The 21,739-nt window shown below is 67.7% G+C and carries 25 protein-coding genes; 12 read left to right on the plus strand and 13 right to left on the minus strand.

Translation table 11 applies throughout. The annotated features are described in order from the left end of the window. Positions 1 to 8: 8 nt before the first annotated feature. The 3 genes from ubiB to dut all read left to right on the plus strand — a co-directional run bounded on the left by ubiB (position 9) and on the right by dut (position 3,404). Positions 9 to 1,595 (plus strand): 2-polyprenylphenol 6-hydroxylase, encoded by a 1,587-nt coding sequence (gene ubiB, locus J3367_RS07860; protein ID WP_024349547.1) that lies wholly within the window; start codon positions 9 to 11, stop codon positions 1,593 to 1,595. 142 nt (positions 1,596 to 1,737) lie between these two features. Next, a complete protein-coding gene (gene coaBC, locus J3367_RS07865) occupies positions 1,738 to 2,955 on the plus strand; it encodes a bifunctional phosphopantothenoylcysteine decarboxylase/phosphopantothenate--cysteine ligase CoaBC (RefSeq protein WP_024349548.1) in 1,218 nt (405 codons plus the stop codon). Beyond that, entirely contained in the window at positions 2,952 to 3,404 is a 453-nt protein-coding gene (gene dut, locus J3367_RS07870; protein WP_024349549.1) for a dUTP diphosphatase, read from the plus strand. The genes coaBC and dut overlap by 4 nt, the downstream gene beginning before the upstream one ends. Positions 3,405 to 3,420: 16 nt before the next feature. Here dut and J3367_RS07875 read toward each other — a convergent pair whose 3' ends face one another. Further along, entirely contained in the window at positions 3,421 to 4,242 is an 822-nt protein-coding gene (locus J3367_RS07875; protein WP_024349550.1) for a GGDEF domain-containing protein, read from the minus strand. Positions 4,243 to 4,498: 256 nt separating this feature from the next. Between J3367_RS07875 and cysK the strand changes: the two genes are divergently transcribed. Both cysK and J3367_RS07885 read left to right on the plus strand, forming a co-directional pair. Further along, positions 4,499 to 5,500, plus strand: coding sequence for a cysteine synthase A (gene cysK / locus J3367_RS07880; protein ID WP_024349551.1), 1,002 nt, complete (start codon positions 4,499 to 4,501; stop codon positions 5,498 to 5,500). 40 nt (positions 5,501 to 5,540) lie between these two features. Continuing rightward, a complete protein-coding gene (locus J3367_RS07885) occupies positions 5,541 to 6,095 on the plus strand; it encodes a DUF6653 family protein (protein ID WP_024349552.1) in 555 nt (184 codons plus the stop codon). 77 nt (positions 6,096 to 6,172) lie between these two features. On the opposite strand, the gene rpsU is transcribed toward J3367_RS07885, so the two are convergent. The 5 genes from rpsU to J3367_RS07910 form a co-directional block, all read right to left on the minus strand. Beyond that, positions 6,173 to 6,496, minus strand: coding sequence for a 30S ribosomal protein S21 (gene rpsU, locus J3367_RS07890; RefSeq protein ID WP_024349553.1), 324 nt, complete (start codon positions 6,494 to 6,496; stop codon positions 6,173 to 6,175). 109 nt (positions 6,497 to 6,605) lie between these two features. Then, entirely contained in the window at positions 6,606 to 6,854 is a 249-nt protein-coding gene (locus J3367_RS07895; protein WP_024349554.1) for a hypothetical protein, read from the minus strand. A 98-nt stretch (positions 6,855 to 6,952) separates the two neighbouring features. Further along, a complete protein-coding gene (locus tag J3367_RS07900) occupies positions 6,953 to 7,165 on the minus strand; it encodes a cold-shock protein (RefSeq protein ID WP_024349555.1) in 213 nt (70 codons plus the stop codon). A gap of 375 nt (positions 7,166 to 7,540) precedes the next feature. Next, positions 7,541 to 8,962 carry a cytochrome P450 gene (locus J3367_RS07905; RefSeq protein ID WP_024349556.1) on the minus strand — a complete coding sequence of 474 codons (1,422 nt, stop codon included), beginning with the start codon at positions 8,960 to 8,962 and terminating at the stop codon, positions 7,541 to 7,543. A gap of 141 nt (positions 8,963 to 9,103) precedes the next feature. Continuing rightward, positions 9,104 to 9,541 carry an acyl-CoA thioesterase gene (locus J3367_RS07910; protein WP_024349557.1) on the minus strand — a complete coding sequence of 146 codons (438 nt, stop codon included), beginning with the start codon at positions 9,539 to 9,541 and terminating at the stop codon, positions 9,104 to 9,106. Between the two features lie 213 nt (positions 9,542 to 9,754). Here J3367_RS07910 and gyrB point away from each other — a divergent pair, with 213 nt between their 5' ends. From gyrB to gndA, 6 genes are all read left to right on the plus strand, one after another. Next, on the plus strand, positions 9,755 to 12,190 hold the full coding sequence (gene gyrB, locus J3367_RS07915; RefSeq protein WP_024349558.1) for a DNA topoisomerase (ATP-hydrolyzing) subunit B: 2,436 nt from the start codon (positions 9,755 to 9,757) through the stop codon (positions 12,188 to 12,190). 170 nt (positions 12,191 to 12,360) lie between these two features. Then, positions 12,361 to 12,837 (plus strand): GreA/GreB family elongation factor, encoded by a 477-nt coding sequence (locus J3367_RS07920; RefSeq protein WP_024349559.1) that lies wholly within the window; start codon positions 12,361 to 12,363, stop codon positions 12,835 to 12,837. Positions 12,838 to 12,984: 147 nt separating this feature from the next. Beyond that, entirely contained in the window at positions 12,985 to 13,143 is a 159-nt protein-coding gene (locus J3367_RS07925) for a DUF3563 family protein (protein WP_081651831.1), read from the plus strand. 263 nt (positions 13,144 to 13,406) lie between these two features. Further along, entirely contained in the window at positions 13,407 to 14,333 is a 927-nt protein-coding gene (locus J3367_RS07930) for an ABC transporter ATP-binding protein (RefSeq protein WP_009210988.1), read from the plus strand. Next, a complete protein-coding gene (locus J3367_RS07935) occupies positions 14,330 to 15,091 on the plus strand; it encodes an ABC transporter permease (protein WP_024349560.1) in 762 nt (253 codons plus the stop codon). The genes J3367_RS07930 and J3367_RS07935 overlap by 4 nt, the downstream gene beginning before the upstream one ends. Before the next feature lie 87 nt (positions 15,092 to 15,178). Further along, a complete protein-coding gene (gene gndA / locus J3367_RS07940; RefSeq protein WP_024349561.1) occupies positions 15,179 to 16,603 on the plus strand; it encodes an NADP-dependent phosphogluconate dehydrogenase in 1,425 nt (474 codons plus the stop codon). A 6-nt stretch (positions 16,604 to 16,609) separates the two neighbouring features. Here the strand turns inward: gndA and J3367_RS07945 are convergent, their stop codons facing one another. From J3367_RS07945 to J3367_RS07970, 6 genes are all read right to left on the minus strand, one after another. After that, complete coding sequence (locus J3367_RS07945) at positions 16,610 to 17,917, minus strand: arsenic transporter (protein ID WP_024349562.1); 1,308 nt, start codon at positions 17,915 to 17,917, stop codon at positions 16,610 to 16,612. A 31-nt stretch (positions 17,918 to 17,948) separates the two neighbouring features. After that, positions 17,949 to 18,680: an arsenical resistance protein ArsH gene (arsH, locus tag J3367_RS07950; protein WP_024349563.1), complete on the minus strand. Its 732-nt coding sequence runs from the start codon at positions 18,678 to 18,680 to the stop codon at positions 17,949 to 17,951. Then, positions 18,670 to 19,095 carry an arsenate reductase (glutaredoxin) gene (gene arsC, locus J3367_RS07955; RefSeq protein ID WP_024349564.1) on the minus strand — a complete coding sequence of 142 codons (426 nt, stop codon included), beginning with the start codon at positions 19,093 to 19,095 and terminating at the stop codon, positions 18,670 to 18,672. Before arsC ends, arsH begins: the two co-directional genes overlap by 11 nt. Beyond that, positions 19,092 to 19,631, minus strand: coding sequence for an arsenate reductase ArsC (locus tag J3367_RS07960; protein WP_024349565.1), 540 nt, complete (start codon positions 19,629 to 19,631; stop codon positions 19,092 to 19,094). The genes arsC and J3367_RS07960 overlap by 4 nt, the downstream gene beginning before the upstream one ends. Beyond that, positions 19,628 to 19,978, minus strand: coding sequence for an ArsR/SmtB family transcription factor (locus J3367_RS07965; protein WP_009210981.1), 351 nt, complete (start codon positions 19,976 to 19,978; stop codon positions 19,628 to 19,630). The genes J3367_RS07960 and J3367_RS07965 overlap by 4 nt, the downstream gene beginning before the upstream one ends. A 112-nt stretch (positions 19,979 to 20,090) precedes the next feature. Further along, on the minus strand, positions 20,091 to 20,909 hold the full coding sequence (locus J3367_RS07970; RefSeq protein ID WP_024349566.1) for a potassium channel family protein: 819 nt from the start codon (positions 20,907 to 20,909) through the stop codon (positions 20,091 to 20,093). A 97-nt stretch (positions 20,910 to 21,006) separates the two neighbouring features. Here J3367_RS07970 and J3367_RS07975 point away from each other — a divergent pair, with 97 nt between their 5' ends. Continuing rightward, positions 21,007 to 21,294, plus strand: coding sequence for a SelT/SelW/SelH family protein (locus tag J3367_RS07975; RefSeq protein WP_024349567.1), 288 nt, complete (start codon positions 21,007 to 21,009; stop codon positions 21,292 to 21,294). A gap of 49 nt (positions 21,295 to 21,343) precedes the next feature. Here J3367_RS07975 and J3367_RS07980 read toward each other — a convergent pair whose 3' ends face one another. Then, positions 21,344 to 21,709: a DUF427 domain-containing protein gene (locus tag J3367_RS07980; RefSeq protein ID WP_051141521.1), complete on the minus strand. Its 366-nt coding sequence runs from the start codon at positions 21,707 to 21,709 to the stop codon at positions 21,344 to 21,346. Between the last annotated feature and the right edge of the window lie 30 nt (positions 21,710 to 21,739).

Below are 21,739 nucleotides of genomic sequence, written 5' to 3' on the forward strand. Positions count from 1 at the left end.
AGCCTCTCTTGGCCAATCCCGTCACCGGCACCCTTGCGCTTATCCGGGCCGTCTATGTTCTGGCCCGCGAAGGCGTCGTCGGCTCGTTTCCGGGCGAGGGCCTGCCGCCCGGCCCGGCGCTGCTGCACCGCTTCGCTCGGCTGATCGAGCGCGGCTCGGCCGAGAACCGTCCGCGCTCCGACAACTTGTCGCGGGCCCTGAACCGGCTCGGCCCCTCCTACGTCAAGCTCGGCCAGTTCCTGGCGACGCGGCCCGACCTCGTGGGGGCGGCGACGGCCCAGGAACTCGGCCAGTTGCAGGACAAGGTGCCGCCGTTCCCGCGCGACCAGGCCGTCGCGGAGATCGAGACGACCCTCGGCCGGCGGATCGACGACCTGTTCATCGATCTCGGCGAGGTGGTGGGCGCCGCCTCGATCGCGCAGGTCTACAAGGCCCGCATCCGCAACGAGGACGGCAGCGAGCGCTTCGCCGCGGTCAAGGTGGTGCGGCCGGGCGTGCGCATCCGCTTCCTGCGCCAGCTCGAGACCTTCGCCTTCATCGCCCAGTTCCTGGAGCGCTACGTGCGCTCGTCGCGCCGGCTGCGGCCGGTCGCCGTGGTCGAGACGCTGGCCCAGTCCACCCGCATCGAGATGGACCTGCGGCTGGAGGCGGCGGCCTCGTCCGAAATGGCCGAGAACACCGCCGACGATCCCGGCTTCCGCGTGCCGCGCATCGACTGGGAGCGCACCGGCCGCGACGTCCTTACGATGGAATGGATCGACGGCATCAAGATGAGCGATGTCGCCGGCATCGTCGAGGCCGGCCACGACACCAAGCAGCTCGGCGTGCTTATCGTGCAGTCCTTCCTGCGCCACGCCATGCGCGACGGCTTTTTTCATGCCGACATGCACCAGGGAAACCTGTTCGTGGCGCCGGACGGCGCCGTCGTCGCCGTCGACATGGGCATCGTCGGGCGCCTGTCGGACGAGTCCAAGCGGTTCCTCGCCGAAATCCTCTACGGCTTCATCCGGCGCGACTATCGCCGCGTCGCCGAGCTGCATTTCGAGGCGGGCTACGTGCCGCGCGGCCAGGACGTGGCGAGCTTCGCCCAGGCGCTGCGGGCGATCGGCGAGCCGATCTACGGCCAGCCGGCCGAGACCATCTCCATGGGCCATCTCCTGTCGCTGCTGTTCGAGGTGACCGAGCTCTTCGACATGCGGGCGCGTCCGGAACTCGTGCTTCTGCAGAAGACCATGGTGGTGGTCGAGGGCGTCGCGCGCTCCTTCGATCCGAAGTTCAACATGTGGGTGGCGGCCGAGCCGGTCGTGTCGGAATACATCCTCACCGAGCTCGGGCCCGCGGCCAAGCTGCGCGAGGCGCGCCGCGGCGTCGATTCGCTGTTCCATCTCCTGCGGCGCACGCCGGAGTTTGCCGGCGGGCTGGAAATCCTCGCCCGGCAGATGCCGGACCTCATCGAGAAGGGCATCCGCCTCGACGACGAGACGCTGAACAACCTGGCGACGGACAAGCGCTCCAGCGTGATCCTGCGCCTGATCGCCCAGTGGATCATCGCCTTGTCGCTGATGACCATCGCGCTCGGCTACACCTTCGGCTGAGACCGGCACGCCGGGATCTCGCCCGGCGGCGCCTTTGTTGCTCCGGTAAGCGGCGGCCGCTAGACACGGGGCCGTGGAACAGCGTCTTTCGCGAGGCAGGCATGGCGACCGCGACGATCGGGATCATTCAGGCGGAGCCGGCATGAGCGGCCTTTCGGGCAAACGGGTACTGCTGATCATCGGCGGCGGCATCGCGGCCTACAAGTCGCTCGACCTGATCCGCCGCCTGCGCGAGCGCGGCGCCGCGGTGACGCCGGTGATGACCGCGTCTGCCGGCGAATTCGTTACCCCGCTCGCCGTCGGGGCCTTGGCCGCCGCCAAGGTCTTCTCCGATCTCTTCGACCGCGAGGACGAGCACGATGTCGGCCATATCCGGCTCGCCCGAGAGGCCGATGCGATCCTCGTCGCGCCGGCCACGGCCAATCTGATGGCCCGCGCCGCCAACGGGCTTGTTGACGATCTGGCGACGGCGATCCTGCTCGCCGCCCGCGCGCCGATCCTGATGGCGCCGGCGATGAACCCGGCCATGTGGAACCACGCCGCGACCCGCCGCAATCATGCGACGCTGATCGCCGACGGCGTGCGCTTCGTCGGGCCGAATGCCGGCGAGATGGCCGAAGCAGGCGAGGCCGGCACCGGCCGCATGGCCGAGCCGACCGAGATCGCCGACGCGCTGGAAGCCATGCTGGACGCCGGGCCGAAGCCGCTGGCCGGCCGGCGGATCGTCGTCACCTCCGGGCCAACCCACGAGCCGATCGACCCCGTCCGCTACATCGCCAACCGTTCCTCGGGACGCCAGGGCCACGCCATTGCCGCGGCGCTGGCCGAACTGGGCGCCGAGGTGACGCTGGTCAGCGGCCCGGTGACGCTTCCCGATCCGGCCGGCGTGAGCGTTGCCCATGTCGAGACCGCCCGCGAGATGCTGGGCGCGGTCGAGGCCGCGCTGCCCGCCGATGCGGCGATCTTCGTGGCCGCCGTCGCCGACTGGCGGGCCGAGGCCGAGACGGCGCGCAAGATCAAGAAGACCGGTGGTGGACCGCCGGCGCTTGCCCTGACCGAGAACCCGGACATCCTGGCGACCATCGGCCATGCGCCGGATCGGCCGAAGCTGGTCGTCGGCTTTGCCGCCGAGACCGACGATCTCCTCGCCAATGCCCGCGGCAAGCTCGCCCGCAAGGGTGCCGACGCGATCGTCGCCAACGACGTGTCGGCCGGGACCGGCGTCATGGGCGGCAGCGCCAATACGGTCCACATCGTGACGGCGGCAGGTGTCGAGGAATGGCCGAAAATGGACAAGACGGAAGTGGCGAGGCGCCTGGCCGCTTGGGTGGCCGACCGCCTGACGGGAGCGGCCTCATGAGCGTGCCGGCCATCGCGATCCTGCGCCTGCCCCACAATCCCGATCTGCCGCTGCCGGCCTATGAGAGCGCCGGGGCGGCGGGCGCCGACCTGCGCGCGGCGGTGACGGGGGAACTGGTGCTGGGGCCGGGCGAACGCCGGCTGGTGCCGACGGGCCTCGCCTTCGAGATTCCCGAAGGGTTCGAAGTGCAGATCCGGCCGCGCTCCGGTCTCGCTGTGAAGCACGGCGTCACCGTGCTGAACACGCCGGGCACGATCGACAGCGACTATCGCGGCGAGGTGCAGGTGGTGCTGGTCAATCTGGGCAGCGAAGCCTTCGCCATCGCGCGGGGCGACCGGATTGCCCAGATGGTCGTCGCGCCGGTGGTGCAGGCGACCTTCACCGAACAGGCGAGCCTGTCGGACAGCGCCCGCGGCGCCGGCGGCTTCGGCTCGACCGGCCGCAGCTAGGTGGGGCGGGTCAGCGTCAGCGGGCGGGCAGGGCGGTCAGCCGGGCGGCCTGCTGGTTCTGCTGCTGCCCGTCGGCCTGCAGATAGCGGCGGCCATGGGCGGCGACCGAGGTGATGGTCGTGCGGTTCCGGCCGGTGCGCTTCGAATGATAGAGATTGACGTCGGCCGCGCCATAGACCCGGTCGAAGAGCTGCGGCGTCGTATAGAAGGCGCCGCCGATGCTGACCGACAGGCGGGCGCTCTGCTTGCCGTCGCTGACACTCAGCTTGCCGATGCTCAGCCGCAGGCGCTCGGCGACGGCCTTGCCCTGTTCGAGGCTGGTGCAGGGGAAGGAGATGGCGAATTCCTCGCCGCCCAGACGCCCGACCGCATCGGAGCCGCGCATCGACCGCTTCAGCGCCCCTGCGATGGCCTTCAGCGCCTTGTCGCCGGTCGGATGGCCGAGGCGGTCGTTGATCCGCTTGAAATGGTCGGCATCGACGATGAGCAGCATCAGGCCCGCATACTGGTGGTCGCCGAGGGCGGCCATGTGCCGGCGGATGACAGTGTCGAAGCCCGGACGGTTCAGGACGCCGGTGAGACGATCGGTCGTCGCGGCGCGCTGCAGGCCGTCATTGTGCTGCATCAGCCCGGTCAGGCGGACGACGAAATAGATCGCATAGGGCACGGCGCTCAGCATCGGCACCACGACGGCAAAGCCCAGCGCACGGTTCAGCGCGGCCTGGCCGACACCGTCGAAGATGTGGAAGGCGGCGACCACCGACAGCAGCGTCATGGCCAGGAGCAACAGGACGAACTCGCCGAAAATGGTGCGAATGTGCTGGAAGGAGCGTGCCATGCGCAATCTCGTTTCGTGCAAAGGGCGCGAGGGACCCGCCGTGATCCGCCATACTGGTGGGGGCGGCCTAAGAGAGGGTAAAGAATTGGTTGCAAATTGCATGGATCGGCCGGCGCCGGCCTAGCAAGCTATTCCAGCCAGACCGCCGGCTTTGGATTGTCAGACCTCAAAACCGCGACCGATCCGGCATAGGTTAGGAACGATGACCGGGCGCGAAATGAATGAACGCCGGGCCGCGACAGGGAAGGAGACCATCATGGACAAGGTAGTGAAAGAGGGCGCCGCACGGACCCACGGGCGTGGACGCATCTACGATTCCATCGCCGACACCATCGGTGACACGCCGATCGTCCGGCTGGACAAGCTGGCGAAGGAAAAGGGCGTGAAGGCCAACCTTCTCGCCAAGCTCGAATTCTTCAACCCGATCGCCAGCGTCAAGGACCGCATCGGCGTCGCCATGATCGAGAAGCTCGAGGCCGACGGCCGGATCACGCCGGGCAAGACGACGCTGATCGAGCCGACATCGGGCAACACCGGCATCGGGCTCGCCTTTGCGGCCGCTGCCAAGGGCTACCGCCTGATCCTGACCATGCCGGAGACCATGTCGATCGAGCGCCGCAAGATGCTGCGCCTGCTCGGCGCGGACCTGGTGCTCACCGAGGGCGCCAAGGGCATGAAGGGCGCCATCGCCAAGGCCGGCGAGCTGGTGGCCGAGATCCCCGATGCGGTGATGCCGCAGCAGTTCGAGAACCCGGCCAACCCGGAAATCCACCGCGTCACCACCGCCGAGGAAATCTGGAACGACACCAAGGGCGAAATCGACGTGCTGGTGTCCGGCATCGGCACCGGCGGCACGATCACCGGCGCCGGCCAGGTGCTGAAGCAGCGCAAGCCCGGCGTCCGCATCGTCGCGGTCGAGCCGGAAGCCTCGCATGTCCTGTCGGGCGGCGATCCCGGCCCGCACAAGATCCAGGGCATCGGTGCGGGCTTCGCCCCGGCGATCCTCGACCGCGAGGTCTATGACGAGGTCGTGCAGGTCACCAATGACGACGCCTTCGAGATCGCCCGTCTCGTCGCCCGCATCGAGGGCGTGCCGGTGGGCATTTCCTCGGGTGCGGCGCTCTCGGCGGCGATCGCGGTCGGCCAGCGCCCGGAGATGGCGGGCAAGAACATCGTGGTGATCATCCCGTCCTTCGCCGAGCGCTATCTGTCGACGGCGCTGTTCGACGGCCTGGGCGACGAGGACGGCGCGAAATAGCGCCGGACTTCTCCGGCCGTTCGGTCGACGGGAGGGCGCCATGGATGTCTTCGCGCTGGCCGAGCGGGCGATGCGCATGGACGAGGAGAGCTGGGCCCGCCATGCCAATCCCTGGAGCGTCTGGACCCGGGCGGCGATCCTGCCGCTCCTGGTTCTGGCGATCTGGAGCCGCTTCTGGATCGGCTGGTGGGCGCTCGCGCCGGTCGCGGCCCTCATGGTCTTCGCCATGGTCAATCCACGGCTGTTTCCGCCGCCCCGCAATCCCGACAATTGGGCGTCGCGGGCGACCTTCGGCGAGCGGGTCTATCTGAACCGGAAGGCGGTGCCGGTCCCGGACCACCATCGCCGCGCCGCGACGATCCTCACCTTGGTCACCGCCATCGGGGTCGCCGTCCTGGCCTATGGCCTGATCCGGGGCGAGGCGACCGCCACGGTTGCGGGACTGATCATTGCGGAGGGCGGCAAGATCTGGTTCGTCGACCGCATGGTCTGGCTCTATGCCGACATGTGCGAGGTCTCTGATGAATACCGCCGCTGGTTGGAGCCGAAGCCCGACGGGCGGCCGCCACAGTCCGGTGACCTGTCAGGCAGCTGAGGCGGCCCAGACACGAAAAAGCCCGGCGGATCGGATCCGCCGGGCTTTTTCTGCTCTCGAGGAGCGAATGGGTCGTATCAGTACTGCGAGGTCGCGGAAGCCGGACGCGGTGCACCGGCTGCGCCGTTGGCACTGGCGCCTGTGCTCGGTGCGCCCGGGCGAGGTGCGCCGGGACGGATCTTGCGCTTCGGACCGGGCACGAGGCCTTCGCGCTGCGCTTGCTTGCGAGCAAGCTTGCGGGAGCGGCGGATCGCCTCCTGCTTCTGCCGAGCGCGTCGCTCGGACGGCTTCTCGTAGGCGCGACGCGCCTTCATCTCACGGAAGACGCCTTCGCGCTGCAATTTCTTCTTCAGCGCCCGCAGGGCCTGATCGACATTGTTGTCTCTGACGTCGACTTTCAAAACGACTCCTTCCATCAGTTGATGGGCCACGGGCCATTTCCCTGCCTTGCGGGGCAGGTGGTGGCCGGGCCTCGGAATTGATTGGCGACCGAGTCGGTCTGCCAACCGGCTATTTAGCGCGCGCCGTCGGCTTTGTCGTCTTGGCCTTCGCCTTCGACGCCTTCGCCTCTGCCTTGGTCGGCTCAGGCGCTTCGGCCGCATCCCGCTCCATGCGGAGCTTCTTCAATCGTGCCGTCTTTTCCTGGACGGCCAGGCTTTCGGCGGCGATGATTCCAATCGCGGAGCCCTTGGCCGGTCGTTCCGGCGGTCCGGACAGTGCCGCTTCGGCGCGTTCACGCGCCTTCCTGGAATTTTCCATCGTCACCTTCTTCCGCCGTTGTTCGCCACCAAACGCCGCGAACCCATGCGAAACAGTAGAGACCGGCAGGCCAGAAGCCCGCCGGTCACATCATGCAATCAGGCGCGCTGAACGTTGACAGCCTTCGGGCCCTTGCCGCGGGTGTCCGGCTCGGTGTCGAAGCTGATCTTGTCGCCTTCGTTCAGGGAGGAGATGCCCGCGCGCTCGAGAGCGGAGACGTGAAGGAAGACATCCTTCGCGCCGCCTTCCGGGGTGACAAATCCGAAACCCTTGGCTTCGTTGAAGAACTTTACGGTGCCGGTCTGGCTCATGGTATTACCTTTCGTCGCTGCCCTGTGGGCGATCGTCTGAAGTGTTCTCGCGACGCGATTGACTTCTTGAGTGGTGTGGACACGGCATGCCGCCGCGGCCGGAGATTCGGAACTTCACAAGGGTTACGGCGAAAGGTTTGGTTCTCGTCGCGCTGGTCGCGTTAATGCGCTACCAAGCGAACCGCCGTTTTACGGTGGCGGAACGTCTGCCAGACTCCGGGTCTGCAAATACCCGAACTGATAGTATGGGCTTTCACGCGCCCGAACGCAAGCGCACTGTCGCCCGAATGGGCCTGCACCGCCCCGTCGGCAGCCCGCAAGCCCCTGCGAGGCAGGCCTCCGCGACCGGAATCGTCCCGGCCGCAACTTGTCCCGTCAGCCCGCCAGGGGCGCCGGCGTCCGGCGGCTGACCCTGAGCGGCAGCCCGCCATTCGGCTGCACGGTGATGCGCTGGACCACCTCCGGAGGCGCGGCCTCCTCATAGTCGAAACGCAGCCCCCGCAGGAGGCAGGCGAGGGCGATGACGCCCTCCATCAGGGCGAAGCTGGCCCCGATGCAGACCCGCGGGCCGACCCCGAAGGGCAGATACTGATAGCGGTCGAGCGCCTCGCGATTGCCCGGCAGGAACCGGCTCGGAATGAAATGGTCGGGCCGGTCCCAGAGCATCTCGTGGCGATGGATCAGCCAGGGCATGACCAGCACCGTCGCGCCGGCGGGAATCGCCACGTCGCCGACCCGGTCCGGCGCCAGCGCGGTGCGGTTCAGCGACGGCGCCGGCGGATAGAGCCGCAGCGATTCCTCGAAGACGGCCCGCGTGTAGGGCAGGCGCTCCAGCCATTCGCTGGGGTGCGACAGGGTCGGCAGGATCGTGTCGAGCTCGGCCTCGACGGCGGCGCGCTCGGCGGGCGCCTGGCTGAGGAGATACAGGGTCCAGGCCAGCGACCGCGCGGTGGTCTCGTGGCCGGCGCCGATGAAGGTGATGATGTTGTCCTCGATCTCGCTGGCCGACAGGCCGTCGGTCTTGACCAGGAGGGTCAGGAGATCGTTCGGCGCGCCGTCGGGATCGCGGGCGATCTGCTCGCGGCGGCGGGTGATGGTGCGGGCGATGAGGCCGCGGAAATAATCCATCGACTTGCGGCCGCGCATCCGGCGCAGGCGCGGCAGGAAGGCCGGCGCGCCGAGAAGGTCGAGCGGATCGACCCGGCCCATGGAGCCGAGGAAGTCGCGGGTCGAGCGGGCGAATGTCTCGCCGTCATCGGCGATGTCGTCGGTGAACAGGGTCGCCTGCAGGATGTCGAAGGTCAGCAGCGTCATCTCGTGGCTGCCGTCCACCATGCCGCCGGCCCGGGCGGCGAGCCCGTCGGCGAAGCGTTCCGACCGGTCCTGCATGGTTTCGGAGAAGCCGGCCGTGTGGCGCGGCGTGAACACCGGCGCGATGGCCTTGCGGGTGCGGCGCCACAGGGCGCCCTCGGCGGTCAGCAGCCCGTCGCGCAGGAGCGGCCGCAGAATGCGCTGGCGCAGCGGCTGCATGACGTAGTTTTTCGCGTTCTCCACCAGACAGTGCCGGACGCCGGCCGGATCGTTGATGACGATGTTCGGCACGCCCAGCCACTTGCCGACGATATAGGGCTCCTTGAACGCTCGCGTGCCCCAGATCTCGATGGGATTGCGCGAGGCCGTCGTCAGGAAGCCGAAGAAGCCGAGCGGCGTCGCGTTGGGCACCGGGGCCGGGGCGCGGAACGGCCGCACGGGCGTGGCGGACGCGGCCTGGGCTGGAGCGGTCAGTGTATCGGACATGAAATGCGACTCGCCGCAGGAGAGGAACCGCGATTCCATATGGGTGGCGAGGATTGCCGCGTCGAGCGGCGCAATCGTCGCGGGTGGCGTCGGGCGCCGTTGCCCTGCCACCGGCGGCTGCCGGCAAGGCAGGGCGTCCGGTCAGGCCTCGGCGGGGCTCGACCGGACATGGGCCGCGAGCCGGCCGCGCATGTCGTCGGGCAGCGGCGTCGAGCGGCGGGTGGTCTCGTCCATCAGGACGATCACCGCGGCGGCGCTGGCGCACAGGACGCCATTCTGGAACACGGCCTGGCGCAGGCGGATCGAGCTGTTGCCCAGGCCCTCGACCGCCGTGCCGATCTCCACCTCGCCCGGCCAGTTCATCTCGCGCCGGAAGTCGATGGTGATCTGCGCCAGGACGAAGGCGGTTCCGGCCGGTGGCGGCGCCTCGCCGGCATGCAGCACTTCCACCCGGCCGGTCTCGAAGAAGGTCGCATAGACGGCGTTGTTCACATGGCCCTGACGGTCGGTGTCGCCGTAGCGCAGCTTGTCGCGGGTCCAGAACGGGAAGTCGTCCCGAGTCGGGTCGTTGGAAGGCATGGATCGGTCTCTCACGGCGAAAATTGCAGCGGAAGCGGAGGCGCGGCACGGGTCGCGCGGCCGGCCAGGCGTTGCGTTCGCGCCGCATTCCGGCCCGCTGCTGGGGGTAGGGCCGGCAGGCGCTTTCGTCAATGAAGGAGAGACCCTATATAAAAGAGTGAATTTTGGCCGATTCGCCCTCCCCGGGTGCTCGGCCCGAGACCAAGGACCATCATGTCAGCTATCCCCGAGACCGATCCGCTTGCCAATCCCGAATATGGTGCCGACTCGATCAAGGTCCTGAAGGGGCTGGACGCCGTGCGCAAGCGTCCCGGCATGTATATCGGCGACACCGATGACGGCTCGGGCCTGCACCACATGGTCTACGAGGTGGTGGACAACGCCATCGACGAGGCGCTGGCCGGGCACGCCACCCATGTCACCGTGACGCTGAACCCGGACGGTTCGTGCACCGTCACCGACAATGGCCGCGGCATCCCGACCGACATCCACACCGGCGAGGGCGTCTCGGCGGCCGAGGTCATCATGACCCAGCTGCATGCCGGCGGTAAGTTCGACCAGAATTCCTACAAGGTCTCAGGCGGCCTGCACGGCGTCGGCGTCTCGGTAGTCAACGCGCTGTCGGTCAAGCTGTCGATGAAGATCCGGCGCAAGGGCAAGATCCACGAGATGTCCTTCACCCACGGCGTGCCGGACGGCTCGCTGGAGGTGACCGGGGACGCCGGCGACGAGACCGGCACGGCGATCACCTTCCTGCCGTCGACCGACACCTTCCAGGGCGTCACCGAGTTCGACTACGGCACGCTGGAGCACCGGCTGCGCGAGCTGGCCTTCCTGAATTCCGGCGTGCGGATCATCCTCACCGACAAGCGCCATGCCGACGAGAAGGTCACCGAGCTGTTCTACGAGGGCGGTCTGGAAGCCTTCGTCCGCTATCTCGACCGCGCCCGCAAGCCGCTGATCCCCGAGCCGATCGTGCTGCATGGCGAGAAGGACGGCATCGTCGTCGAGGCGGCGCTGTGGTGGAACGACAGCTACAATGAATCCGTCCTCTGCTTCACCAACAACATCCCGCAGCGCGACGGCGGCACGCATATGGCGGGCTTCCGCGGCGGCCTGACCCGGCAGGTGACCGGCTATGCGGAGACCTCCGGCGCGCTGAAGCGCGAGAAGGTGACGCTGACCGGCGACGATTGCCGCGAGGGCCTGTCCTGTGTTTTGTCGGTGAAGGTGCCGGACCCGAAATTCTCGTCGCAGACCAAGGACAAGCTGGTCTCCTCCGAGGTGCGACCGGTGGTCGAGGGCCTCGTCAACGAGACCCTCTCGACCTGGTTCGAGGAGCATCCGCAGGAAGCCAAGATCGTCATCGCCAAGGTGGTGGAAGCCGCCTCGGCCCGCGAGGCCGCCCGCAAGGCGCGCGACCTGACCCGGCGCAAGGGCGCCCTGGACATCACCTCGCTGCCCGGCAAGCTGGCCGACTGCCAGGAGCGCGATCCGGCGAAATCCGAGATCTTCATCGTCGAGGGCGACTCGGCCGGCGGCTCGGCCAAGGGCGCGCGCTCGCGCAAGAACCAGGCGATCCTGCCCCTGCGCGGCAAGATCCTGAATGTCGAGCGCGCCCGCTTCGACCGCATGCTGGGCTCCGACCAGATCGGCACGCTGATCACGGCGCTGGGCACGTCCATCGGCAAGGACGAGTTCAACATCGAGAAGCTGCGCTACCACAAGATCATCATCATGACGGACGCCGACGTCGACGGCGCCCATATCCGCACCCTCCTGCTGACCTTCTTCTTCCGGCAGATGCCGGAGCTGATCGAGCGCGGCTACATCTACATCGCCCAGCCGCCGCTCTATAAGGTGACGCGCGGCAAGCAGAGCCAGTATCTGAAGGACGAGAAGGCGCTCGAGAACTATCTGATCGAGGGTGGTCTCGACGATGCCGGGCTGACCCTCGCCCATGGCGAGGTCCGCACCGGCCGCGATCTGCGCGGCGTCGTCGAGGACGCGCTGCAGGTGCGCCAGGTGATGAGCAGCCTACATTCGCGCTACGATCGCAGCGTCATCGAGCAGGCGGCCGTCGTCGGCGCCCTGTCGCCGGAGATGGCCGACGACGCGGCCAAGGGCCCGCAGATGGCCCAGCGGATCGCCGAGCGACTGGACGACGTCGCCGAGGAAACCGAGCGCGGCTGGTCCGGCGAGGCGGTCGATGGCGGCTATCGCCTGATGCGCACCGTGCGCGGCGTTTCCGAGGTGCAGACGATCGACGCGGCGCTGATCAATTCCGGCGACGGCCTGCAGCTCAACCGCCTCGCGGGACGGCTGGCCGAGATCTATCAGGGCCTGCCGGTGCTGCGCCGGCGCGACACCGAGCGCGAGCTCACCGGCCCGCTGGAGCTTCTGACCGCGGTCTTCGAGGTCGGCCGCAAGGGCCTGACCCTGCAGCGCTACAAGGGGCTGGGCGAGATGAACCCGGAGCAGCTCTGGGAAACCACGCTGGACCCGGAAGCCCGCACCCTGGTGATGGTCAAGATCAACGACGCCACCGACGCCGACCAGCTGTTCTCGCGGCTGATGGGCGACGAGGTCGAGCCGCGCCGCGAGTTCATCCAGGAACACGCTTTGCAGGTTGCCAACCTGGATATCTGAGGGTCCGCGGACCGGTGTTGCACCGGTCGCGTTTCGCGTCTGATGGTTTCCATGGAACAGACCGCTCGGCGGGGTGGGCGTCCGTTTGTCGGATGCGCCCGCCTTGCCGGGCCGGTTGAGCGCGTCGTCGGCGACCCTACATCCCTTGTACAACAACAGGATGTCGTCCGATGAGTGTCGCTTTCGTCAAGGAACCCAATGACGACCAGGTCGAGGTGCTGCCGGATCGCGATCTGGGCACCGAGCCCAATCTCGTCACGCCGCGCGGGCTGTCGCTGATCGATGCCGAGGTCGCCGCGCTGAACGAGCGCAAGGAGGCGGCGCGGCAGGCCGACGACAAGATCGCCATCGCGAACATCAATCGCGATCTGCGCTACTGGAATGCCCGGCGGGCGACCGCCGAGTTGATCCGGCCGCGCGACACCGGCGGCACCGCCCAGTTCGGCAGCGTCGTGTCGATCGAGCGCGAGGATGGCCGCACCCAGCAATTCACCATTGTCGGGATCGACGAGGCCGATCCGTCCGCCGGGCTGATCTCCTATCTGTCGCCGCTGGCCCGCAGCCTGATCGGCCGGACCGTCGGTGACGTCGTGCGCGCCGGCACGGCCGATGCCGAGATCGTGGCGATTTCCGAGGAAGCCGCCTGAGCCGCATCCCGGTCGGCTGAGGCTGCGGGCCGGGATCGTTAACGAATCCTTTCCGCCGCCGTGCCGCCACGGCATGGCTGCCTTGCATCGCGCGGCATTGCTGCATTGCGGCAAAGCTTCCATCTAAGGGCGGAAAGGAGACCGATCATGAACATCACCGACAAGATCCGCGGCGCCTTCCGCCGCAACCGCGAGCAGGAGCGGGTTCGGGCCTATCTGGACCAGTCCGTGTCCATGTCCGACCTGGAGCGCCGTCTCCGCGAGGTCGACCAGGGCCGTTTCTCGGCACGTAGCTACCCCTTCTGACAGGGCGCGGGAGGCTTCTCCCGCCTCGATCTGCCCGGCGCAGGCACGGCCTGCGCGCGACGGGCCGGATTCACCGCCCGCAAACGACGCGCCAGCTTCCCGCTGCCCCGTCGTTTGCGGGCGTTCTCGTCTGCGGGTATGCCGGTTGACGATCCGTCCGTCCGACTGCCTCTGGCCAAAGCTGGCCGAACGGCTATGTCGGGTGGAAATGCCCGGCGACATTCGCTCGCTCCGGCCGTCTCCTGCAGCGGTAGCATCTCTCCATGGCACCGATCCTCTCCGTCCAGAACGTCTCGAAGACCTATGCGGGCGGCTTCCAGGCGCTGAAGAACATCGACCTGTCCATCGACAAGGGCGAGATCTTCGCGCTGCTCGGCCCCAACGGCGCCGGCAAGACGACGCTGATTTCGATCATCTGCGGCATTGCCGGCCTGACCGAGGGCTCGATCTCGGTCGGCGGCCACGACATCGACCGCGACTTCCGCGCCGCCCGCTCGATGATCGGCCTGGTCCCGCAGGAGCTGACCACCGACGCCTTCGAGAGCGTCTGGGCGACCGTCTCCTTCTCGCGCGGGCTGTTCGGCAAGAAGCGCAATCCGGCCCATATCGAGAAGGTGCTGCGCGACCTGTCGCTGTGGGACAAGCGCGACAGCAAGATCATGACCCTGTCGGGCGGCATGAAGCGCCGCGTCCTGATCGCCAAGGCGCTGTCGCACGAGCCGGAGGTGCTGTTCCTCGACGAGCCGACGGCCGGCGTCGATGTCGGCCTGCGCCGCGAGATGTGGGAAGTCGTGCGCAAGCTGCGCGAATCCGGCGTCACCATCATCCTGACCACCCACTATATCGAGGAAGCCGAGATGATGGCCGACCGTATCGGCGTCATCTCGCGCGGCGAGCTGATCCTGGTCGAGGACAAGGCCGAGCTGATGCGCAAGCTCGGCCACAAGGAACTGACCCTGCATCTGCAGGAGCCGATCCAGCGCCTGCCGGACGGGCTCGACGACTACGACATCACGCTGGCGCCGGACGGGGAGAGCCTGACCTACAGCTACGACACCACGGCCGAGCGCACCGGCATCGCCACGCTGATGAGCCGCCTGTCGGACGCCGGCATCCGCTTCCGCGACCTGTCGACCAAACAGTCCACGCTGGAGGAAATCTTCGTGAACCTGGTGAGGGACGAGGCATGAATTTCGCTGCGGTCCGCGCAATCTACAAGTTCGAGATGGCCCGCACCTGGCGGACCATCATGCAGAGCGTGATCTCGCCGGTCATCTCGACCTCGCTCTATTTCGTCGTCTTCGGCGCGGCCATCGGCTCGCGTATCGAGGAGATCGACGGCGTCTCCTACGGCGCCTTCATCGTGCCCGGCCTGATCATGCTGTCGCTGTTGCAGCAGAGCCTGACCAATGCCGCCTTCGGCATCTATTTCCCCAAATTCGTAGGCACGATCTACGAGATCCTGTCGGCGCCGATCTCGGCCTTCGAGATCGTGCTCGGCTATGTCGGCGCGGCGGCCACCAAATCGGCCATGCTCGGCCTGATCATCCTCGCCACCGCCTGGTTCTTCGTCGATCTGCGGATCGAGCATCCGATCTGGATGCTCTCCTTCCTCGTCCTGACGGCGATCACCTTCTCGCTGTTCGGCTTCATCATCGGCATCTGGGCCGACGGCTTCGAGAAACTGCAGCTCGTGCCGCTGCTGATCATCACCCCACTGGCCTTTCTGGGAGGCAGCTTCTATTCCATCAAGATGCTGCCGGAGTTCTGGCAGGACGTCAGCCTGGTCAATCCGGTCGTCTATCTGATCAGCGGCTTTCGCTGGGCCTTCTACGGCACGTCGGACGTGTCGATCGGGGTGAGCCTTGCCATGACGCTGGTCTTTCTGGTGGCCAGCCTGCTGGTCATCGGCTGGATCTTCCGCACCGGCTGGCGGCTGAAGAGCTGACACGCGCGGCGACCGCCGCGAAACGCAATTCGACGGACCGTCCGGCGTGGCGCATCGCCCGAGGCGGGGGAAGACAGGAGAAGTCAGATGGTTGATCGGCCGGCCGATATCGGGGTCTATGGTCTCGGGACGATGGGCGCCAATCTCGCGCTCAACATCGCCGAGAAGGGCTTCAGGGTGGCGGTCTTCAACCGCACCGTCGAGAAGGGCTTTGCCCTGCGCGACGACAATCCGGGCATCGGCGACAATGTCGTGCCGGCCTCCACGCTGAAGGAATTCGTCGCCTCGCTGAAGAGCCCGCGGCTGGTGCTGTTCATGGTCCCGGCCGGCAAGATCGTCGATGACGAGATGGCCGAGGTGGCGCCGCTGCTGTCGCCCGGCGACGTAATGATCGACGCCGGCAATGCCGATTTCAACGACACGGTTCGCCGCTCCAGGGACGTCGAGGGCACCGGCCTCAACTTCGTCGGCATGGGCGTATCGGGCGGCGAGCTCGGTGCGCGCCACGGCCCCTCGATCATGGTCGGCGGCGCCAAGGACACCTATCCGCAGCTCGAGCCGATCCTGACCAAGATCGCGGCGAAATACGAGGGCGCGCCCTGCGTCGCCTGGCTCGGCCCGGACGGAGCCGGCCATTTCGTCAAGACCATCCACAACGGCATCGAATATGCCGACATGCAGATGATCGCCGAGATCTACGGCATCATGCGCGACGGCATGGGGATGCAGGCGGACGCCATGGCGGCGATCTTCGCCGAGTGGAACAAGGGCGGCCTGTCCTCCTATCTGATCGAGATCACCGCGGTGAATCTCGCCGAGAAGGACCCGGAGACGGGCAAGCCGCTGGTCGACCTGATCGTCGACGAGGCCGGCCAGAAGGGCACCGGCCGCTGGGCGGTCATCGAGGCGCAGAAGCTGGGCGTCGGCGCCACCACCATCGAGGCCGCGGTCTCGGCGCGTGGCGTCTCCTCGCGCCGCTCCGAGCGGGCCGAGGCGAGCCGTCTCTATGCCGGCATCGCCACCGAGGCGGCGGATTTCTCCGGCGAGGCCGCCGGCATCGCCGAGCTGGAGCAGGCGCTGGAGACCGCCAAGATCATCGCCTACGCCCAGGGCTATGCCACCATGGCCTCGGCTTCGGAGGAGTTCGGCTGGAACCTGCCGCTCGGCACCATCGCCGAGATTTGGCGCGCCGGCTGCATCATCCGCTCGCAGTTCCTCGACGACATCGCCGGCGCCTACGAGACCGGCGGCGTGGTCAATTTGTTGCAGTCGCCGGCCTTCATCGGCCGGGTCGAGGCGGGGCAGACGGCGCTGCGCAAGGTCGTCGCCAAGGCGTCCATGGCCGGCATCCCGGTGCCGGCGCTGTCGGCGGCGCTCGCCTATTTCGACGATTATCGCCGGGCGCGCGGCACCACCAATCTGACCCAGGCGCAGCGCGACCTGTTCGGGGCCCACACCTTCCACCGGCTCGACCGCGACGGTGTCTTCCACCATCGCTGGCCGGCGGTCTGATCCGGCCTAGCTGCCGTTCACCAGAGGCAGCCAGACGACCAGCGCGAGAAGCGTCGCCAGGAGCACTGGCGGCGTGATGACCAGCCCGACCTTCATGTACTGGCCCCAGGTGATGCGATGTCCCTTGGTGGCCAGGACATGCAGCCAGAGCAGCGTGGCGAGGCTGCCGATCGGGGTGAATTTCGGCCCGAGATCGTTGCCGATGACGTTGGCGTAGATCATCAGCTCCTGGGTCAGCGGCGCGACGTCCGCCCGGTCGATGGCCAGCGCCCCGACCAGCGTCGCCGGCATGTTGTTCATCACCGAGGCGAGGATGGCGGCGGCAAAGCCGCTGCCGACGGTCGCCACGAGATTGCCCTGCTGGCCGAGCCAGACCAGGAGGCCGGCGGCCAGATCCGTCAGGCCGGCATTGCCGAGGCCGTAGACCACCAGATACATGCCGACCGAGAACAGGACGATCTGCCAGGGCGCATTGCGCAGGACCCGGCCGATCGGCACCACCGCCGCGCCCTTGCCGATCCAGCGGCCGGCGATGGCCAGCAGCAGCAAGGCCGCGGCGCCGGTGACGAAGGCGATCGGCACGTCGAACGGGCCGGTGACGAAATAGGCGACCAGCAGGAGGCCGAGCAGCGGGAAGGCGGCGCGGAACACCAGCGGGTCGCGGATCGCCGAACGCGGCGCTTCCAGTTCCTCCACCGGATAGGCCGCCGGGATCGCCCGGCCGTAATAGACCCACAGCACCGCCAGCGTCGCCGCCAGCGCGACGAGGTCGACCGGCACCATGACCAGCGCGTAGCGGTTGAAGCTGATGTCGAAATAATTCGCCGAGACGATGTTCACGAGATTGGAGATGACCAGCGGCAGGCTGGTCGTGTCGGCGACGAAGCCGGTGGCGACGATGAAGGCCAGCGCCGCCTCGGGCCGGAAGTCGAGCCGCAGGAGGATCGCCAGCACGATCGGCGTCAGAAGCAGCGCCGCGCCGTCATTGGCGAAGAAGGCCGCGATCACCGCGCCGAGCAGCACGACGAGCGGGAACAGCCGCCGTCCGTTGCCGCCGCCCCAGCGCGCTACATGCAACGCCGCCCAGTGGAAGAAGCCCGCCTCGTCGAGGATCAGCGAGATGACGATCAGCCCGACAAAGGTGAAGGTCGCGTCCCAGACGATATCCCAGACGACGCCGAGATCGGTGAAATCGACCACCCCGACGGCCATTGCCACCGCCGCGCCGCCCAGCGCGCTCCAGCCGATGCCAAGGCCCTTCGGCTGCCAGATGACGAGGATCAGGGTGGCGAGGAAGATCGCGAAGGCGAGCATGGCAATGTCCGGGACGGGGAGGCAAGAAAGCTCAGATCGAGCGCTGGTTGACCCTGAGGGAGACGGCTTCCGCGCTCTCCACGCGCTCGGAATAGCGATCGGTCAGATAGTCCGACCGGCCGCGCACGAGATGGGTGAACTTCACCAGCTCCTCGCAGACATCGACGATGCGGTTGTAATAGGCGGACGGCTTCATCCGCCCGGCCTCGTCGAATTCGTTGAAGGCCTTGGCCACCGACGACTGGTTGGGGATGGTGACCATGCGCATCCAGCGGCCGAGAATGCGCATCTGGTTGACGGCGTTGAAGGATTGCGAGCCGCCGGACACCTGCATGACCGCCAGCGTCTTGCCCTGGGTCGGCCGCACGCCGCCGAGCGACAGCGGCAGCCAGTCGATCTGCGCCTTCATGATCGCCGTCATCGCGCCGTGGCGCTCCGGGCTGACCCAGACCATGCCCTCGGCCCACATGGTGAGATCGCGCAGCTCCTTCACCTTCGGATGGGAGGGCTCGGCACCGTCGGGCAGCGGCAGGTCGCGCGGATCGAAGGTCTTCACCTCGCAGCCGAACCAGCGCAGCAGCCGGCCTGCTTCCTCCGAGGCGAGGCGCGAATAGGAGCGTTCGCGGATCGAGCCGTAGAGGACCAGGATCCGCGGCGCATGGGCCGGACCGTCCGACCCGGCCAGCGCCGCGACATCGGGCCGTTCCAGCTGGTCGGCGGCGATGTTCGGCAGGTCGAACGGCGTTGCAGGCTCATCCGTCATGGTAGTGTTCGCTTCCTTCGATCACCACTTCGCCATCCTCCTTGGTGAACAGGCCGATCTCGGGATCCGGCAGGATCTCCAGCACGGTCTCCGACGGACGGCACAGCCGGGCGCCCTTGTCGGTCACCACGATCGGGCGGTTGATCAGGATCGGGTGCTGCATCATCGCGGCGAGGATCTCCTCGTCCGACAGCTTCGGATCATCGAGGCCGAGCTCGGCATAGGGCGTGCCCTTTTCGCGCAGCAGGTCGCGCGGCTTCATCTGCATCATGTTGAGAAGCTCGATCAGCGTCTCGCGGCTGGGCGGGTTCCTCAGATATTCGATGACCTGCGGCTCCTCGCCGGACTGGCGGATCATGGCGAGGGTGTTGCGCGAAGTGCCGCAGTCGGGGTTGTGATAGATCGTGACGGTCATGGGGCCTCTGCTGGCTGGGGAGCGGTCGCCGTCGTCCCCTCCAACCGGCCAATGGCACGGATCTCGGCGGTCAGGCTGCTGCGCTCGAGCGTTTCAATCGGCAACGCCGTGAAGACGGCGATGCGATTGCGCATGTAATGCAGCGCACGCAGAAAGGCAGCGCGCTGCCACATTCCGCCGCGTGTTTCCGCCGCCGGATCCTCGATGCCCCAATGCCCGGTCATCGGCTGGCCCGGCCAGACCGGGCAGGATTCGCCGGCCGCGTCGTCGCAGACGGTGAAGACGAAATCCATCTTCGGCGCGCCCGGCTCGGCGAACTCGTCCCAGGTCTTCGACCGCAGCCCCTCGGTCGGATAGCCATGCTCGGCCAGGAGCTCGAGGCTCATCGGGTGGACGTCGGGCCTGGGGAAGCTGCCCGCCGAAAAGGCGTTGAAGCGCCCGCCGCCCTCCTTGCGCAGGATGGCTTCGGCGAGGATCGAGCGGGCGGAATTGCCCGTACACAGGAACAGCACGTTGAACGGATCGGACCGGGTCATCGGCAGGCCTCCTCTGTCCCGCAGGCGGGCACCAGCGCGGCAAGATCGCCGCAAAGCTCGGGCCGGCCGCCGCAGCAATCCTCGGTGAGGAAGCCCAGCAGGCCGCGCATCTCGTCGTAGCGGACGGCATAGAGGATGCGCCGTCCGTCCCGCCGCGAGCCGATCAGCCCGCCGCGCTCGAGGGCGGCGAGATGAAAGCTCATCCGGGTGGGGGCCGCGCCGAGACGCTCCGCGATCACGCCGGAGGGCAGTCCCTCGGGGCCGGCCTGCACGAGGGCGCGGAAGGCGGCGAGGCGGTCGGCATGGGCAAGGGCGGCGAGCGCCGCGACGGCTCTGTCTTCATCCATGCTGCAATACTACAAGGATATTTGTAGTATGCAAGTGCGGCGATGCCGCCGCCCGGCGCGCGGTGCCCGTCACGGCGTCGTCCGGAGACGGCCGTTTGCGGCGGCAGTCCGGTCAGTCGCCGGGGTCGGGAATCTTCAGGAGCTGGCCGCAGGCCTTGCAGTGGACGGCGTCGGGGTCGTGGCGCTGCAGGCCGCAATTGGGGCAGGGGTAATCCACCTTGCGCGGCCGGAAGATCGCCTGCGCCAGCCGCACGAACAGCGAGATGCCGATGATCATGATGACCACCGAGGTCAGCTTGCCCCAGCTGCCCGGCAGGGTGATGTCGCCGTAGCCCGTCGTCGTCACCGAGGCGACGGTGAAATAGAGGGCGTCGAGATAGCCTTCGAGGCCGGAGCCCTTGCGGAAGAAGGTCGTGTAGACGAAGCCCGTCGCCAGGAAGAGGAAGGTGATCAGATTCACCACCGCGCGGGCGAGCTGTTCCCAGTCCTTGTGGCCCCAGCGCCGCAGCGGCCGCCACAGGACGCCGCTCTGGGAGATCGACCACAGGCGGACGATCCGCAGGAAGCCGAAATTGATGAAGGTGTAGGGAAACAGCAGCGTCGCCAGGATCACCAGGTCGAGCAGCACGAAGGGCTGGCGCAGCCATTTGAGCGGGTTGCGGGCGGCAAAGCACCGGGCGGCGACGTCGGCGGCCAGGATCGCGGCGACCGAGTAGTCGACGAAGAGGAAGGACGGGTCGTCGCGCAGGATCGGGCTGAAGACGAAGAAGGCGATGATCGCCATGTCGACGAGGAGCACCGCCATCTGGAAGCGCAGGGCGTTGCGGGTGTGGCCGTGATAGAGCCGGCGCAGGCGGACCCTGGCGCGGGCGATCCGGGTCTTGAGCCGGCGGCGGTGCCTGCCATGTGCAGGACGGGCGGATTGCAGCATTGCGGCCGATCGTTGGGTCCGGGAGGGCGCGTCGCGGATCGGCCGGAATGCCGCTCCGATGTCCGAGGTAGCGCGGCAGGCTTCAGGAGTACAGGCAATGAGCGACGACGTGGCGGCCCCGAGGATCGCGATCACCTATTGCACCCAGTGCCAGTGGCTGCTGCGGGCGGCCTGGATGGCGCAGGAGCTGCTCTCGACGTTCGGCCCGGATCTGGGCGAGGTGGCGCTGGTGCCGGGCACCGGCGGCGTCTTCGAGATCCGCTATGAGGGCGAGACGATCTGGGAGCGCAAGGCCGATGGCGGTTTTCCCGAGGCCAAGGTCCTGAAGCAGCGGGTGCGCGACCGGCTCGATCCGGCTCGCGACCTCGGCCACAACGACCGCTGACGCGGCGGGGCCGCTGCCGGCCCCGCGCAGGATGAAAGGCCCGGCCGGATCAATCGACGGCGACGGTCACCTTGCTCGGATCGAAGGCGACATGGCCGGCGATCTCGCCGACGCCGGCATGGGGCGTGTCATAGGCCCAGACCGCATCGTCGGCCGCCTGCGCCTCGGCGGTGATCGACCAGTAGCGGGCCTCGCCCTTGAACGGGCAGGTCGTGCGCCGGTCGCTCTCGCGCAGATAGGCCATCTCCACCCGGTCCTTCGGGATGTAGTAGACCGGGTCGTAGCCGGTCTCGTGCAGCACCAGAGCCTCATTGGTGGAGGCGAGGATCGCGCCATGGAAATTGACGATCACCGGGCCGGTTGCCGGCTCGATGCGAATCCGTTCGCGGGTGCGCTGTTCCATGTCTGTGGTCATCGGGCTTCTCCAATTGCAGTGATTGGCAAG

Source organism: Aurantimonas sp. NFXS3 (assembly GCF_049132005.1).
GTDB classification, from domain to species: Bacteria; Pseudomonadota; Alphaproteobacteria; order Rhizobiales; family Rhizobiaceae; genus Aurantimonas; species Aurantimonas coralicida.

Bases quoted from the DNA above. Each gene is read 5' to 3' on its own strand.
- J3367_RS07965 (WP_009210981.1), bottom strand. From the start codon at position 19,978: ATGGATGAAGACAGAGCCGTCGCGGCGCTCGCCGCCCTTGCCCATGCC.
- J3367_RS07960 (WP_024349565.1), bottom strand. From the start codon at position 19,631: ATGACCCGGTCCGATCCGTTCAACGTGCTGTTCCTGTGTACGGGCAAT.
- J3367_RS07930 (WP_009210988.1), top strand. From the start codon at position 13,407: ATGGCACCGATCCTCTCCGTCCAGAACGTCTCGAAGACCTATGCGGGC.
- J3367_RS07905 (WP_024349556.1), bottom strand. From the start codon at position 8,962: ATGTCCGATACACTGACCGCTCCAGCCCAGGCCGCGTCCGCCACGCCC.
- J3367_RS07945 (WP_024349562.1), bottom strand. From the start codon at position 17,917: ATGCTCGCCTTCGCGATCTTCCTCGCCACCCTGATCCTCGTCATCTGG.
- J3367_RS07920 (WP_024349559.1), top strand. From the start codon at position 12,361: ATGAGTGTCGCTTTCGTCAAGGAACCCAATGACGACCAGGTCGAGGTG.
- cysK (WP_024349551.1), top strand. From the start codon at position 4,499: ATGGACAAGGTAGTGAAAGAGGGCGCCGCACGGACCCACGGGCGTGGA.
- dut (WP_024349549.1), top strand. From the start codon at position 2,952: ATGAGCGTGCCGGCCATCGCGATCCTGCGCCTGCCCCACAATCCCGAT.
- arsC (WP_024349564.1), bottom strand. From the start codon at position 19,095: ATGACCGTCACGATCTATCACAACCCCGACTGCGGCACTTCGCGCAAC.
- J3367_RS07935 (WP_024349560.1), top strand. From the start codon at position 14,330: ATGAATTTCGCTGCGGTCCGCGCAATCTACAAGTTCGAGATGGCCCGC.
- J3367_RS07980 (WP_051141521.1), bottom strand. From the start codon at position 21,709: ATGACCACAGACATGGAACAGCGCACCCGCGAACGGATTCGCATCGAG.
- J3367_RS07910 (WP_024349557.1), bottom strand. From the start codon at position 9,541: ATGCCTTCCAACGACCCGACTCGGGACGACTTCCCGTTCTGGACCCGC.
- J3367_RS07900 (WP_024349555.1), bottom strand. From the start codon at position 7,165: ATGAGCCAGACCGGCACCGTAAAGTTCTTCAACGAAGCCAAGGGTTTC.
- J3367_RS07970 (WP_024349566.1), bottom strand. From the start codon at position 20,909: ATGCTGCAATCCGCCCGTCCTGCACATGGCAGGCACCGCCGCCGGCTC.
- J3367_RS07925 (WP_081651831.1), top strand. From the start codon at position 12,985: ATGAACATCACCGACAAGATCCGCGGCGCCTTCCGCCGCAACCGCGAG.
- J3367_RS07895 (WP_024349554.1), bottom strand. From the start codon at position 6,854: ATGGAAAATTCCAGGAAGGCGCGTGAACGCGCCGAAGCGGCACTGTCC.
- J3367_RS07875 (WP_024349550.1), bottom strand. From the start codon at position 4,242: ATGGCACGCTCCTTCCAGCACATTCGCACCATTTTCGGCGAGTTCGTC.
- coaBC (WP_024349548.1), top strand. From the start codon at position 1,738: ATGAGCGGCCTTTCGGGCAAACGGGTACTGCTGATCATCGGCGGCGGC.
- gyrB (WP_024349558.1), top strand. From the start codon at position 9,755: ATGTCAGCTATCCCCGAGACCGATCCGCTTGCCAATCCCGAATATGGT.
- gndA (WP_024349561.1), top strand. From the start codon at position 15,179: ATGGTTGATCGGCCGGCCGATATCGGGGTCTATGGTCTCGGGACGATG.
- arsH (WP_024349563.1), bottom strand. From the start codon at position 18,680: ATGACGGATGAGCCTGCAACGCCGTTCGACCTGCCGAACATCGCCGCC.
- J3367_RS07975 (WP_024349567.1), top strand. From the start codon at position 21,007: ATGAGCGACGACGTGGCGGCCCCGAGGATCGCGATCACCTATTGCACC.
- J3367_RS07885 (WP_024349552.1), top strand. From the start codon at position 5,541: ATGGATGTCTTCGCGCTGGCCGAGCGGGCGATGCGCATGGACGAGGAG.